13 protein-coding genes are annotated in these 15,524 nt (G+C 49.5%); 2 read left to right on the top strand and 11 right to left on the bottom strand.

Annotated features, from left to right (window positions below):
* The first annotated feature begins 87 nt into the window (after positions 1-87).
* Positions 88-444, top strand: coding sequence for a DUF3024 domain-containing protein (locus AC6R0R_RS02175; RefSeq protein ID WP_500625543.1), 357 nt, complete (start codon positions 88-90; stop codon positions 442-444).
* Between the two features lie 47 nt (positions 445-491).
* On the opposite strand, the gene rnb is transcribed toward AC6R0R_RS02175, so the two are convergent.
* Positions 492-2,498: an exoribonuclease II gene (gene rnb, locus AC6R0R_RS02170; RefSeq protein ID WP_500625542.1), complete on the bottom strand. Its 2,007-nt coding sequence runs from the start codon at positions 2,496-2,498 to the stop codon at positions 492-494.
* A 352-nt stretch (positions 2,499-2,850) separates the two neighbouring features.
* On the opposite strand from rnb, the gene AC6R0R_RS02165 reads away from it, so the two are divergent.
* Entirely contained in the window at positions 2,851-4,773 is a 1,923-nt protein-coding gene (locus AC6R0R_RS02165; RefSeq protein WP_487901641.1) for a DEAD/DEAH box helicase, read from the top strand.
* Positions 4,774-4,861: 88 nt separating this feature from the next.
* Here AC6R0R_RS02165 and AC6R0R_RS02160 read toward each other — a convergent pair whose 3' ends face one another.
* The 10 genes from AC6R0R_RS02160 to AC6R0R_RS02115 all read right to left on the bottom strand — a co-directional run bounded on the left by AC6R0R_RS02160 (position 4,862) and on the right by AC6R0R_RS02115 (position 15,494).
* The gene (locus AC6R0R_RS02160; protein ID WP_500625541.1) at positions 4,862-5,845 is read right to left on the bottom strand and encodes a chemotaxis protein; all 984 of its coding nucleotides are present in this window, start codon (positions 5,843-5,845) and stop codon (positions 4,862-4,864) included.
* Positions 5,846-6,081: 236 nt separating this feature from the next.
* Complete coding sequence (locus tag AC6R0R_RS02155; protein WP_334551515.1) at positions 6,082-7,092, bottom strand: substrate-binding domain-containing protein; 1,011 nt, start codon at positions 7,090-7,092, stop codon at positions 6,082-6,084.
* Between the two features lie 60 nt (positions 7,093-7,152).
* Complete coding sequence (rbsK, locus tag AC6R0R_RS02150; RefSeq protein ID WP_500625540.1) at positions 7,153-8,076, bottom strand: ribokinase; 924 nt, start codon at positions 8,074-8,076, stop codon at positions 7,153-7,155.
* 191 nt (positions 8,077-8,267) lie between these two features.
* Positions 8,268-9,146, bottom strand: a complete 879-nt coding sequence (gene rbsB / locus AC6R0R_RS02145) for a ribose ABC transporter substrate-binding protein RbsB (RefSeq protein WP_500625539.1) — start codon at positions 9,144-9,146, stop codon at positions 8,268-8,270.
* Positions 9,147-9,210: 64 nt separating this feature from the next.
* Entirely contained in the window at positions 9,211-10,194 is a 984-nt protein-coding gene (gene rbsC, locus AC6R0R_RS02140; RefSeq protein WP_500625538.1) for a ribose ABC transporter permease, read from the bottom strand.
* The gene (gene rbsA / locus AC6R0R_RS02135) at positions 10,191-11,696 is read right to left on the bottom strand and encodes a ribose ABC transporter ATP-binding protein RbsA (RefSeq protein ID WP_500625537.1); all 1,506 of its coding nucleotides are present in this window, start codon (positions 11,694-11,696) and stop codon (positions 10,191-10,193) included. Before rbsA ends, rbsC begins: the two co-directional genes overlap by 4 nt.
* A 60-nt stretch (positions 11,697-11,756) precedes the next feature.
* On the bottom strand, positions 11,757-12,176 hold the full coding sequence (gene rbsD / locus AC6R0R_RS02130) for a D-ribose pyranase (protein ID WP_334551508.1): 420 nt from the start codon (positions 12,174-12,176) through the stop codon (positions 11,757-11,759).
* A 408-nt stretch (positions 12,177-12,584) separates the two neighbouring features.
* Positions 12,585-13,253 (bottom strand): LuxR C-terminal-related transcriptional regulator, encoded by a 669-nt coding sequence (locus AC6R0R_RS02125; RefSeq protein WP_500625536.1) that lies wholly within the window; start codon positions 13,251-13,253, stop codon positions 12,585-12,587.
* Positions 13,254-13,416: 163 nt separating this feature from the next.
* Positions 13,417-14,421, bottom strand: coding sequence for a S1 family peptidase (locus tag AC6R0R_RS02120; RefSeq protein ID WP_500625535.1), 1,005 nt, complete (start codon positions 14,419-14,421; stop codon positions 13,417-13,419).
* 71 nt (positions 14,422-14,492) lie between these two features.
* Complete coding sequence (locus AC6R0R_RS02115; protein WP_500625534.1) at positions 14,493-15,494, bottom strand: S1 family peptidase; 1,002 nt, start codon at positions 15,492-15,494, stop codon at positions 14,493-14,495.
* Positions 15,495-15,524: the final 30 nt, after the last annotated feature.

Here is a 15,524-nt window from a genome sequence, read left to right as displayed (position 1 = left end):
CAGGCGCACTGTATTCGTGATCGGTCTATGCTTAAGTACTTACTACACAGAGTGCGCATGCATGAGACTTCACGTCATGGAGTGAGAATGGGACTAGTCAGTTTGCTACAAAAACAAGCCCAAAGGCGCGCGGAAATGATCTGTAAGCATCGCAATCAAAGCTTACCCGCTGAATTTGGCAAAGCCAGCTATGAAATGGCTGGGCAAGGTGTGGTGTTCATCAAACAATTCTTTTTACTCGATTCCAACCACTGCGAATACATGTCACCAGTAGCGAAAGTGGATTGGAATGACGACCTCGGCGCTTGGCAACTCTTTATGCTGTCACAGGAAGACTCTGACCAAGAGAGTTGGACTCCTTACCCCTATCTTCCCCCTAGCCTCGACCTCACCGCCATCATGCGAGAAGTCGATAAAGATCCCAAAGCCGTATTTTGGGACTAAAAAGGGAGCCGAGGCTCCCTTAACAACACGTATCGTGCTCTTTGAGTCTATGACGCCGGGCTCTCTTGCGTTTCAGGCGCAGCGACCACATCCGCAAAGACTTGAGTCGGTTTGGCAACCAGGCTTCGCGTCTCCTGATTCACCTCATTGAGCACCACTTCAAGCACATCGCCCAATCGGTAAATCACCTCGTTGTCGATGCTCACTGTGCCTTGTTCGCCATCGCACGCGAGGCGCTCTTTGTTGGCGAGAATCAATGAGCCTGGAATAAACGCTGCTGCGCCATTTTCTAGCAGTCTCACGCGTAGCCCAGCGCGAGAAACATCGAAGATCTCTGCATGGAAAGGCGTCGCTTTTTCCACCTCTGACGCCAGTGTGCGCGCATACAACCAATCACCCACATTACGCTCAGCAATTTTATGATGCTTACGGTGCAGCGCAAGCTCTTCACCCACGGTTTCGTCTGCCATTTGTACCGGCGCTTTCCCAAGGATGTGAGCCTTAAGCATACGATGGTTAATCATGTCGCCGTACTTACGAATCGGTGAGGTCCACGTGGCGTATAAGTTTAAGCCCATCGCATAGTGCGGAAGAGGTTGATTGCCAATTTCGCTGTAAGCTTGGTATTTACGAATGCGGTTATCTAGGTAAGAGGTCTCTTGTGCCGCCAACCAGCGACGCAACTCAGCAAAACCTTCTAAGGTCGCAATAGACTCCGCCGTAAAGGGTAGCTCACCTTCTGGGTTAACCAAGTTTACCACGTCCGCGATCTTCTCTGGCTTGAAGCCGGCGTGGGTGTTGAATACACCTGAATCAAAGCTCGCTTGCAGCGTTCGACCCGCACAAATGTTGGCGGTGATCATCGCTTCTTCCACTAAACGGTTCGCGCAGCGGCGCATATCCGCATGAATGGCAACCACATCGTTGTCTTCACTCAACTCGAAGCGGTAGTCAGGACGGTCGGGGAACACAACCGCGTACGTCTCACGCCATTGCGCACGTGCCAATGAGAACTGGTAGAGATCTTGAACCACTTGCGCAATGGTCTCATCCGGTTGCCAATTGTCGCAGTGGCCGGTCTCTAACCAATCAGATAGCTGGTCATACACCAAACGCGCATGAGACTGAATGTGCGCGGCAAAGAACTGAATGTCATCACCGATGACGCCATCTTGACTTACCGTCACACGACAGCACAGCGCCGGGCGCTGCTCACCTTCAATCAAAGAGCAGAGATCATCGGCAAGATCACGCGGCAACATTGGGATGTTGCGCCCAGGCAAGTAAATGGTGAAACCACGCTCACGCGCGACTTTATCCATCTCACTATCCGGAGTGATGTACGCGGTAGGATCGGCAATCGCGATCGTCAGTTCAAAATCGCCCGATTCCGTTTTCTTCGCGTACAACGCATCGTCCATATCTTTGGTCGACGCGCCATCAATCGTCACAAACGGAACGTCAGTCATATCGACACGCTCAAGGTCAGCGTCGTCTTTGAGTTCCCAGTGGTCGATACCTGCTGGCTCACTGTTGGGCAAGTCATTTTGCGCTAACGTCACCCACCACGGCGCAATTTTGTCGTCTGCATCGGTGATTTTTTGTGAGATTTCAACAAAAAAGCCATTGTCACCCTTGAGCGGGTGACGGATTAAGTGAGCAACAACCCAGTCGCCCTCTTTCAAATCATCGCTTTTAATGCCTTTACGCGTTTTCGCTTTCAGAGACAACTTTTTCAACTGAGGATGATCCGGCGCAACGTTCAGTTTGCCTTTGAACCATTTCACACGGCCGATGAAGCGCGTTAAGCCCTGCTCCAATAGCTCTTCCGGTTCAGCGACTTCGCGCTCTTTTTCAGTACGAATGATGGCTTTGACTTTATCCCCATGCATACATTTTTTCATGTACGGTGGTGGAATAAAGAAGCTGGTCTTGCTGTCGACTTCGAGAAAGCCGAACCCTTTCTCGGTGGCTTTAATCGTGCCTTCTTTTTTCGGAAGGGTTTCTTGGATTTGCTGCTTTAGCTGAGCGAGTAGCGGATTGTCTTGGAACATGGATACATTTCTAAGCAAAAAAATTGCGCACACTATAACATTGCCGCATCGACCAAACCACCTCACGCCGATGACAAGCGAGCAAAAGCCGCGCAAAGCGCTGAAAAAGGCAGCGATGATGACGCTTTCATGAACACCCAGTTCAGTTTTGAGAACTTTTTGTGATGAAACTCAAGTTTTTCTGGCTTTTGTTATGTTTTTCAGGAATAATTCGCACCCTTGTTTACGTCCCTAGTGGCTTGATGCGATTTACGACTCATCCGCATCTGAACGGAATCAGCTCTTTCTGGATTGATATTGGAATTGGTAGAGCTCATGGGACCTTTAGTTGAATTAATATAGTAGGATCCCAATGACAGATTCTGTAATCAAGTTTAGTGACTTGTCACTGAACGACGCCATCCTATCCGCTCTAGACGGAATGGGCTTTGTATCTCCAACTCCTATCCAAGCAGCAGCAATCCCTCACCTGATGGAAGGCTCTGACGCACTAGGTAAAGCACAAACCGGTACCGGTAAAACAGCCGCTTTCTCTCTACCTTTGTTGAACAAACTTGACCTTGCTCAGCGCAAGCCTCAAGCGATCGTTCTTGCTCCTACCCGTGAACTGGCTATCCAGGTTGCAGCGGAAGTGAAAAACCTCGGTAAAAACATCCAAGGTCTAAAGGTATTGGAAATCTACGGTGGTACGTCCATCGTTGACCAAATGCGAGCGCTTAAAAATGGCGCGCACATCATCGTCGGTACTCCAGGTCGTGTTCAAGATCTGATTAACCGCGACCGTCTTCACCTCGATGAAGTACACACCTTTGTCCTTGATGAAGCAGATGAAATGCTCAACATGGGCTTTGTTGACGATGTAACGGCTATCATGGAGCACGCGCCTTCATCTGCACAGCGCGTTCTTTTCTCTGCGACTATGCCTCCAATGTTGAAAAACATCGTTGAGCGTTTCCTTCGTGAGCCTGTGATGATCGACGTCGCGGGTAAGAACCACACCGTTGATAAAGTAGAGCAGCAATTCTGGGTAGTGAAAGGCGTAGAAAAAGATGAAGCAATGTCTCGCATGCTTGAAACAGAAGAGACAGATGCCTCTATCGTGTTCGTTCGTACTCGTCAAGATACTGAGCGTTTGGCTGACTGGTTGTCTGCACGTGGCTTTAAAGCGGCGGCGCTGCACGGCGACATCCCTCAATCATTGCGTGAGCGCACGGTAGATCACATCAAACAGGGTGTGATTGATATTCTGGTTGCGACCGACGTTGTCGCTCGTGGTCTTGATGTACCACGTATCACACACGTATTTAACTACGACATCCCATTCGATGTTGAGTCCTACATCCACCGTATCGGCCGTACTGGTCGTGCTGGACGTAAAGGTAAAGCGATCCTGCTTGTGCGCACTAACCAAATGCGCATGCTACGCACCATCGAGCGCGTGACTAAATCTTCTATGGAAGAGATTCAACTGCCACTGCGTGACCAAGTTGCCCAAGCGCGCCTTGTAAAACTTGGTGAAGAACTTGCTGGTGAGAAAGAGCACAAGTCTCTAGACAAATTTGCGGAACTGGTTGAACAGCTTCAAACCACGTTAGAGATTGACGCAAGCACGCTAGCGGCTATCTTACTGAAACGTCAGCAAGGTAAACGCCCGCTATTCTACATTGGTGAAGATCCAATGGTTGAAGCAATTGAGCGTGACAAGCAACGTCGTAAAGAGCGCCGTGAAGGTGGCCGTGATGGTCGTCGCGAAGGTGGTCGTGAGCGCAACTTTAACACCCAAGATTGGGATACTTACCAATTGCAAGTGGGTCGCGAGCAAGGCGTACAAGTGAAAGACATCGTTGGCGCATTGGCGAACGAGTTGGGTCTAACTAAAGGCTCTATCGGTGCGATCAAGCTGGCTCAAGGCGAAACGTACGTTCAGTTGCCAAAAGCGATGTCTTCTGACACGGCAAGCAAACTTCGCAAGCTGCGTATTCGTCAAAAGCAAGTGGATGCAGTGGTCTGTGATTTTGACGACTTCCGCGAGCCTCGTGGACGTCGTGACGGTGGTCGCCGTGAAGGCGGACGTCGCGAAGGTGGCTTTGGTGGTCACCGTGGTCGTGATGGCAACCGCGAAGGTGGTTACCGTGGCAACCGTGAAGGTGGTCGTGGTCATCGCGAAGGCGGCCGTGATGGCGAACGCCGTTTCGACCGTAACCGTGGTGGTGATCACCGTGGTAATTACCGTGGCGAACGCGGCCATGGTAAAGCACGCCACTCTGAAGCTTAATCTTCATTGGTTAAATAAGAAAAAGGTACGCATTGCGTACCTTTTTTTGTGTCTTTTGTTGTTAGAATTGGACCGTTTGACCTGGCAATCAGGCCGTTCGACCAAAAATGTATTTATCCATCATGGCCACCATTTTGCCAATTTCTGGTTTCGTAATGGTGTCATTCGCGCCAAGTGCCAGTGCTTTTGCTCGGTTGTCCTCACTCATCAAAGAAGAGAACATCACGATGGGGATCGATTGATACGCTTCGCTCTCTCGAAGGCGTTTAACTAAGTGCATGCCATCCATACGAGGCATCTCTACATCCGTCACCACACCATCGATCAACTCGTTGACCGGTAAGTTTTCCTCTTTCGCCACTTCAATCAAATTCATCAGCTTGTCGTGTGCTTCACCACCATCTTTACAGGCAATGATGTTATAGCCAGATGAACTCAAGGTATCTTGGATTAGAGAGCGGATAAAAGCAGAGTCATCGACCACCATGATGGTTTTGCCATTACGTTTGGTGATCATCCGTTGGTTCATATCGACGCTCTTATCTTCTTTCACGTCGTATTTATCCATAGACAATTCTGGGTTAATGTCGGCAATGATTTTTTCAAAGTCGAGGATCATGATGAGGTTGCCATCTTTACGAACCACCGCAACAACGCAGTCTTGTTCGCCCGCTTCTAAAAACTGGCTTGGTGACTCCACGTCATTCCAAGAAATACGGTGAATGCGACTGATACTGTCAATCAAAAAACCATTGGTCATATTGTTGAAGTCAGTGACAATAACAAACTTTCGAGCGAGATCTGGGTTGGTCGGGACACCGAGCCAGCCAGCCAAATCGACCAGCGGGGTCAAAATATCACGTGATGAAAATACGCCCACCATATGCGGCTGTGCGTTGGGGTAATCGGTGGTTTCCGGCACCTGAATCACTTCGCGTACTTTGGCGACGTTGATACCGTAATAACACGTTTTGGTTTTACCATTTGGGAGCTGTTTTTCTAAATGAAATTCAATGATTTCCAGCTCATTGGTACCGCTCTCAGTGAGTATCGTACTGCTAGATACGCTCATAATGACTTATTGCCTGCTCTCAACTTGAAGATATACGCCTTTTTAACCGCTATTCACGCTTTTGTAAATTTCCACCCCGTAGGTTCGACGTAGGAATAACCAAGTTTGCGTCGATTCCGTGACGAATAGCGAGGTCTGTGCGTTGCGGTACTTTTAGTGTAGACAGGATTGTCAGCATGATCACTGAAAAATCATCACGCTAATCAATCCAAATCTGCCTGAGCAAAAAGTCCGCCCTATGAGAGCGACAACTTTTTCACCGTGTGACGCTCGACCAAGGTCGGCTCTAGTTGCACCACTTGGCTCTCCTCGACGCTGTTTTCAAGGCGCTGCAATAGTGCCTCGACCGCTGCTTTGCCGAGTCGATACTTAGGTTGGTGGATGGTGGTTAAAGCGGGTGTCATAAAACGAGCGATATGAATATCGTCATACCCGATGATTGAGAGCTGATCCGGAATTTTGATCCCTAACTCGGCTGCAGCGTTAATCACGCCAAGTGCCATCATGTCATTGCAGACAAAAATCGCACTGGGCAGCGGCCCTTTCTCGACCATCTTATGCAGTGCGTTGTAACCGCCTTCACACTCAAAGTCCCCTTCGATGATCCAGTTCGCTTTGAACTCATTGCCCGCTTCGTTCATCGCGCGTTTATACCCTTCATAGCGCATCTGCGCTTGGTGTTTTGCCAGTGGCCCGGTGATACACCCCACCTGAGTGTGGCCACAATCAATCAAATATTTCGCTGCTAAATAGCCGCCGCGCAAAGAGTTATCTTGAATCTTGTCGCTGGTAAACAGCATCGGGCCCCAATCCATAACGACAACGGGGATGTCTGGGTATTTGTCGAAGATATCAATGCGCTCACCTTCAAGCGAAGAGCACATCAGAATCAGCCCATCCACACGCTTTTGCAGCAGAGTATTGATGGATTGACGCATCCGCTCATGATCGCCTTCGGTATTACACAAGATCAGGTTATAGCCTTGATGATAGCAGCTGCGCTCTACACCCTTGACCACCTCACCAAAAAACGGGTTCGTCGAGGTCGTCACCAGCATACCGATGGTGTTGGTGCGATTGACTTTAAGACTGCGCGCAAGCGCCGATGGCGTGTAATTGAGCTGAGAAGCGGCTTGATTGACGCGCTCGGAGATCGCTTCACTCACAAAACGCGATTGGTTGATCACATGGCTAACCGTAGAGGTTGAGACCCCTGCCAGTTTGGCAATATCTTTCATGGTCGCCATATCATCGTCTCCTTACTACAGCGATATTATGGCTGCCGACCCGGCAGCCATCTAGACAAGCTAGACTCGCTCAGCAAGGAACGCCTCCACCTCTTGACGACTAGGAATCGACGTTTGCGCGCCAAACCGTGTCACGGAGAGCGCCGCCGCTGCATGAGCGAACCTAATCGAAGATTCTAGAGGCAAATCCTCCAATAAGCCAGTGACCAAGGCCCCATTAAAGGTATCCCCTGCGGCTGTGGTATCCACGGCCTCTACGCGAAAGCCTGGGATAAGCTCCCCCCGTCCATTTTGACTGAGCCATACGCCCTTAGCACCCAGCGTAATTAACACGATCTCAATGCCTTTCTGGTGCAAGGCATTCGCGGCTTGCTGCGCTGAGGCATCATCGGTCACTGTGATCCCCGTCAGCACTTGCGCTTCGGTCTCATTTGGGGTGATGACATCCACGCACGCCAACAACTCATCACTGAGCTCCTGCGCAGGGGCCGGGTTTAAAATGACATTGGTGCGCGCTTCTTTGGCAATGCGGGCGGCTTTCTCAATGCCGCACATCGGGGTTTCCAATTGCATTAATAGATAGTGAGCTTGACGAATCGCTTGGCAATCTCCGTTGTCTATCGCGCCTGCAATCAGCTTCGCGTTTGCTTCCGCTGAGATGCAAATGCTGTTTTCACCGCTGTCAGCCACTTGGATCATCGCAATCCCAGTCGGACAGTTAGGTTGCATTTTTACGCCAGAGATGGTGATTTTATCCAACTTAAAACTCTCACGGATGTTGATGCCAAACGCATCATCGCCGACACATGCGATAAATCCGACATCCGCATTGAGCCGAGCGGCCGCTACCGCTTGGTTGGCGCCCTTGCCACCAGGAATGACTTGATAATGTCGACCGTGCAGCGTCTCACCTGGACGCGGGAAAGAAGGCACCTGAAGAACATGGTCAGCGTTAACACTACCCAATACCACTAACTTATTCATAGAAAATTCCTCGGTTCGAGTGAACCTTGTTTCGAGTTACGCTAAATACCTTTTCACTCACAAGGATGACTCTCGCTCGGTTTTATCAAGACTAAGCCTTGTGAGTGCAAAGGTATTCGCCCTCCTACTCCCCTTCAGGCAAAGGAAGTAGGAAGGCACGCACGATAACCATGCGTTATTTCATGACGTGATTACTTAGTCACAACTTTCAACGGTACTGGGATGTAAGCTTCAACACTTTCACCTTTTAGCACTTTCGCTGCGGTCTCGATGCCCAATGCACCAATCAGATCCGGTTGCTGAGCAATGGTTGCCGCCAATTTGCCACGGTTAACCGCTGCAATACCGTCGTCTGTGCCATCAAAACCAACGATCATCACCTCTTTACCCGATGCTTCGACCGCGCGCAGTGCACCCAGTGCCATCTCATCGTTTTGGGCGAAGACGGCTTGCACATCTGGGTTTGCTGCCAGCAAGTTTTCCATTACGTTCAAACCTTTAGTACGGTCGAAATCCGCTGGCTGACTGGCCAACAGTTCCATTTCGCTGCCTTTCACCGCGTTCATGAAACCCTCACCACGCTCGCGCGCTGCAGAAGTACCTGCGATACCTTCAAGCTGAATCACTTTGGCTTTCATGCCCACTTTTTCGACGATGTAGTTACCCGCAAGCTCGCCCCCTACAACGTTATCTGACGCAATGTGACTGACAACCTCACCACGGCTTGCACCGCGGTCAAGCGTCAGCACAGGGATATTGCTGCGGTTGGCCATACGAATCGCGTTCGATACCGCATCAGAATCGGTTGGGTTGATTAAGATCGCTTTGACGCCACGTACCGTAAGATCTTCCACGTTGGAGAGCTCTTTACTTGGGTCATTTTGCGAGTCCAGAACGATCAGTTCATAACCCAACTCTTTTGCCTTCGCTTCCGCGCCATCTTTCATGGTGACAAAAAATGGGTTATTCAACGTTGAGAGGACAATCGCCATTGTGTCTTGCGCATGAGCGGCAACAGACACAGTGGATGACAGCAGAGTAGCAGAGATAAGAGTTGCTAGTTTTTTCATTGTTTTAGTCCTTTATGTAGGGGGAGACTCGAAGTGCGACCACGACGAGTCAGAGTTAACCTAATTACTTGTTTTTGTTATCGACCAGTACCGCAAGTAGAATCACTACGGCCTTAGCGATCATTTGGTAGTAAGAGGAGACATCGAGCAAGTTCAGCGCATTGTTCAAGAAACCAATGATCAGCGCGCCAATCAAGGTGCCCATGATTCGCCCTTTACCACCCATTAAGCTGGTACCACCTAATACCACCGCTGCGATGGCATCCAGCTCATAGCCCATACCTGCCGTCGGTTGTGCTGACGACAAGCGAGAAGTGATGATGATCCCTGCCAGTGCCGCCAACAGACCACAGATGGCGTACACTCCGATTTTCACTCGGTCGACGTTAATGCCCGATAAGCGAGTGGCCGACTCATTACCGCCCAGCGCGTAGACGTAACGACCAAAACGAGTGTGATTGAGTAGATACCACGCCGCTGCAAATACCACGACCATTAACCAGACCGGAACAGGGATCCCTAAGGCGTAGCCCGTACCAAACCAAGCGAACGCATCGGCGGTATCGGTAAAGCCCGTTGAAATAGGGCGACCATCGGTGTACACCATAGTGACGCCACGCAAAAGAGTCATGGTGACCAAGGTTGCGATAAACGCCTGCACCTTACCTTTGGCAATGATGATCCCACTGATCGCGCCCAGCGCCGCCCCCGCCAGCAGTGCGGTTGGCACGGCGACAAGGACCGGAACTTCCAGTGCAATCATGCTCGCGGCAAAAGCACCACATAAGGCCAGCACAGAGCCAACGCTCAAATCGATGCCCGCGGTTAAAATCACCAGCGTCATCCCCACCGCAATGATCGCATTGACCGAGGTTTGGCGAAGAATATTTAAAATGTTATCAAGGGTGAAAAAGTTCGGGTTTAAGAACGACACCACGACAATCAAAAACAGCAGGGCAATCAAAGATTTCTGTTCGATCAACCACTCTTTGCTCAGCAGCTTTTTGCTGTGGCTTGGGTTCGCTTTAGTTAGGGTTTTGCTGCTCATGCTGCATCCTCAATACGCTTTTTACCGACGGCACACGCCAGTAGTGTTTCCTGGTCTGCCTCTTTGGCATCAAATTCGCCGCTAATTCGGCCCTCGTGCATCACTAAAATGCGATCACTCATTCCGAGCACTTCTGGCATTTCCGACGACACTAAGATGATGCTCATCCCATCGGCTTTAAATTTATTAATCAGTTGGTAGATCTCTTTCTTGGCGCCGACATCCACGCCGCGTGTTGGCTCATCGAGAATCAGCACTTTAGGCTTGGTCATCAAGCCTTTCGCAATCGCTACTTTTTGCTGATTGCCGCCCGATAAGTTGCCAATGATCTGCTCTCGACTTGGCGTCTTGATGTTAAACAGACGAATAAAATCATCGACGGCAATCACTTCATCGCCATGCTGAATACGCCCGCCCTTGGTGAGCTTATCCAATGAACAGAGCGACATGTTCTCTTTGACAGAAAGCCCAAGCACCAGTCCATCGCCTTTACGATCTTCAGAGATATAGGCAATACCATTCGCCAGCGCATCTTGTGGGTTTTCTGGATTGACCGTTTTGCCATTGAGATTGATCACACCGCGCTCACTTGGCAGCGCACCGTAGATCACTTTCATCAGCTCGGTACGTCCAGCGCCCATCAGGCCAGAAACGCCCAAGATTTCACCTTGGTTTAAGGTAAAACTGACATCTGAAACGCCCGAACCGGTCAGACCAATCACTTCCAAACAGACCTTGCCATGCGTGACCGCGATGCGTGGGTACTGCTCGTCCAATTTGCGTCCGACCATCATCTCAATCAGGCCATCTTCATCGGTATCAGACACCGGACATTCACCAATGAACTTGCCATCACGCAGCACGGTAATGTCATCACAAATCTGGAAAATTTCCTTGAGGCGATGGGAGATATAGACAATGCCGCAACCCTGATCGCGCAGTTCATTGATCACCGCAAACAGCGATTCCGTTTCGGTATCTGTTAAGGCATCGGTCGGTTCATCCATAATGATGACTTTGGATTCGAATGAGAGCGCCTTGGCGATTTCCACCATTTGCTGCTCACCCAAACTCAACTCACCCAACAACTGCTTCGAGCTGTGTTTCACGTTCAAGCGGCGCAACAATTTATCCGCTTCCGCGTACATGGTGTCCCACTGAATCCGCCCCAACGCAGAGGTAAATTCGCGACCTAAGAAGATGTTTTCCGCAATCGTCAACTCAGGGATCAGGTTCAGCTCTTGGTGAATAATGCTGATGCCTGCTTGTTGTGAGTCCCTTGGTCCTTTAAAAGCCGCGGGTTGGCCCTGATAGTGGATGGTTCCGCTATCTTTGGTGTAGATGCCGGTCAGGACTTTCATCAAGGTTGATTTGCCTGCTCCATTCTCCCCCATCAGCGCCATCACTCGGCCTGGGTACACATTGAGACTGGCGCGATCTAGGGCTTTGACCCCAGGAAACGCTTTGTCGATGTCACTCAGTTGTAAGATAGCTTGAGACATAATTGTTCCTGTCTTTGTGCAGCGTCACCGCGTCACACGATGTCGCCAACGTCATGATGGTTAAAACACGACGCCCGATTGGAAGATAACATTGGCATACGGTGTACATTCACCCGTACGCACAATCGCACGACTGCGCTCGCTACGCTGTTTAAACGCTTCATGAGAGAGGGTGTGCACTTCGATTGTCTTACCTGACGTGCGACGCTCCTCATCGATCAACGCCATCAATGCTTGATGATGCTCAGGGCTGACTTCGGCAAACTCTTGCGCCACGATCACTCCTTCAATCTGCGCTTCACTTAGCCAGACACGCACCGTATCTAAAAAGCTGGGCACGCCATAAGTCAGCGCCAAATCGATGCGCTGCACCGACTCTGGAATAGGTAAACCGGCATCACACACGGTGATTTCATCGGTATGGCCGAGTGTCGCCGCTAGGTGGGACAACTCCGCATTCAGTAGGGAACTTTTTTTCATGTAGGGAACCTTTTTCTCGTTCATCGTTTCACTGGCCGTGGGCTTCTCTTACCGGAAACAGCGCGATCACATCGCGTTAATACCCCTGACGCTGATTGAAGCATTGTTTAAAACACCTTGCTTCAATCAACCTTGTAAACGCCATCGAAACGTTTCGATGAGATAATAGAACGCTCAGTGATGAATGCGATACCTCTGCGTTGAGAGTGTGAGAATGATCGATAGAAACAAGCAACACGCCAACAAAAAAGTGATCGCATTCACTTTCAAGACGGTCGGCTCAGACACGTTTTATCGATGCGGTGAATAGATAAGTATAAAAAGTAACCCAGAATAAAAGAGAAAAGGCGCGACCCATCGTTGACTCACATCAATGACTGGCCGCGCCCTAATGAGAGGGGAATGCGTTTAAACGCGCTCCTCAAGTGCAATGTTGTTGTTTGCCCAAAGTAACGCTTGCAAACGGTTTTTTGCGTTGATTTTCTTGAAGATATTGTGCAAGTGGGTCTTCACTGTGTTCTCACTGACGAACAGTTCATCGGCGATCTGTAAGTTAGACGCCCCATGCCCAAGCAGACGCATGATCTCTTTTTCTCGCTTGGTCAAACTGGCGTAGGATTGCGACGTGGTCACGGTGTTAGCACAGCGAAAGTGTTCGATGTAATCCTGGGCCAGTTTACGAGACAGCCACATCTCATCTTGCATGATCTTTTCCATGCCTTTGAGAAGCAGCGATAAATCGTCATCGTTATAAAACACGCCCACCAAGTTGCGCCACTTGAAGAGTTGCGTAGAAGGCACCTCTTGTGGGCAGTTAATCACGATCTCACGCGAAACATGGTCATTGTTCGTTTTTGCTTGGCTGTACAGTTCAAACTTTTCTTCGTCGATGTACTGAAAATCGAAGAGTACAAAATCACCTAACAAGCTGCTATCGAAGTGTCCCGACTGCAAATCTTCCATGGTGACAATGTTCACTTTGAGGTGTAATCCCTGCTCAAGAGAATCTCGAAACAGTTTTGATTGCATACTTACGTCTGATAAAAGCGTAATTTGGTAGTGATGTCCATTTGTCATAGCAATAGTCCTAGCTCAACCCATTCACAATTTAAAACTATCGTTTAGCTCAGATTAGTCAACGTGGTTGATTGAGACATCCCTCAAGTTTTATACGCAATTACTCTAATATTCAGATGTTTATATTGATTATCTCATTTTTAAGAATCGAAACAGATCGGTTTTAACCTTGTGATCTTTCTCTCAAGTGCCATTTCAGCGTGCCAGAAAGTAGCAATAAAACCAAAAAGAGTAGACCTGAGCTCCCTCCACCACCGCCACTTGATGGAGAGGACGTCGTTTCAGTGCTGTAGACCAAACGACGCTGGCCATTGCTTGTCACCACATAGGTTTTTGGCGTTTCTTGCCCGTTAATGACCCGCTCGATCCAATCCTGATAATCGTACACATCGGTAAAAACCGAAGTCACACTCACCGATTGATCACCACACTGAGAAGGACCAAAACTGGTGATCCCCACCTGAACAAACTCTACGCCGTTGTCCCAATAGACAGGGCCTCCGGAATCGCCACTGCACGTCGAGTTTCGGTAACCGGCTGAGATCTCACCACTGAAACAGAGTTGTTTGCTGGTAATATTACTGCCAAACTCGCTACGGCAAGTGGCGGTGGAGACGGAGTCCAGCGTCGTATCTCGCGCTTGCGTGCCGCCATCTGCACCGCCTTCGATCAAGCCATGCCCGACGGCTTTAAAGGTATCGCTTTCACCAAAGCTATTGTTGACTGTTGAATTGATAAGGTAGGTGTAGTCGCTTGCACTGACCGCCGTTTCCAGCTTGATGATAGCAATGTCATTTGGCCAAAGCGCCGCTTCACTGTTTTGGTAATTATCGGGGTAATAGAACTCGCTTGCGCGCGCTTGTTCTGCGTTGAGAAAATCATCCTCATCATCAAGCCTCGGCGCGACAACGGTGTAGAGCATTAAATCATCATCACCATAAATGCAGTGCGCCGCCGTTAATACGTAACGGCTGTTGATGAGTGTCGCGCCGCAAAAAGAGGAAGGTTGATAGACGCTGTCCGTTTTATAAAACAAGCTGGCAAAGGTGGGGTAATCCGTTAGATCGGTCGTCGTGCCATTGACAATATACGGCGAGATTTCTGCTGCATTTACACAGGCGGTGGACACCATCAGCGCCCACCCTGCCACTCTCCATCGACCCATCATGCTCATCCCTCACGACACTCTACTCAATAAGTTTAGTTTACGAGTGTCGCTTGTGAGAAGATCGACGCCGTTTATGCGTGACGATGTTTACCAAACAGAATAAGTGTCAATAAGGAGAAGAAGCCAAGGCTACCGCCGCTACCAGAGGAAGAGGTGGTTGTTGTATCTGACACGACATCTGCGCTATCAATCACCGTACCGCTGCTCGTTTGGTATAAAGTCCGTGTACCATTTGACGTGGTCACATAGTACTTGGCGGTCTCACCGCCACTGATCACCGACTGAATCCAACTATCGTAGTCATACACCTCAGTAAATACGGAAGAGTAGTCATAAGCCTTCGCTCCACACGTTTTGAATCCCCAACTGGTGATCCCAATTTGCACGTAGGCGGCACCATTGTACCAAAACACTGGTCCACCAGAGTCCCCTTCGCATGTGGAGTTTTTGTAGTTACCGGACACTTCCCCATCAAAACAGAGCTGTTTGTCGGAAATGCTCGAATCGCAGGTCGAACTTGGTGAGATGATATCGAGAGAGGTAGCTTGGAGGTAGCCACTGCTGGATTGATTCCCCTCAATTAAACCATGACCGATAGCGATAAAATTATCGCTCGATTTCGATTCAACATACGTATTGTTGGCTATGCTGTTGAGCGAAGCACTGTAGTCTGGATTACCACTGATCGTTGATTCAAGTTTTAAGATCGCGATGTCGTCTGGCCAAGGGGCGGAATCAACATAAGTGTCCGGATAATAGTACTCTTTCACTCGGTATTTATTGGACGTGCTCAAATAGTCGGCCGTATCTTGGAGTTGGGGAACCACCCAGTAGTGAAGCATCTCACTCTCGGCACCGTACACACAATGCGCCGCTGTCAGCACGTACTCAGCGTTGATGACCGTCGCGCCGCAGCGATAACCATAGTAGGCGTCATCATCAAAATATAAACTCGAAAATGAGGGATAGCTGCTTACTGAAACATCATCACCATTCACTATATAAGTAGACACATCGGCGGCATAGAGCGGGGTCGCGAGCGTGACACCCAATAAGAGAAATACGTTTTTCATTCAATACATCCTTGAAACAGCAGCCTTGAT

The sequence above is a fragment of the Vibrio sp. R12-SW3-ISO1 genome, from assembly GCF_059834005.1.
This window is presented reverse-complemented; position numbering and strand designations above follow the sequence as displayed.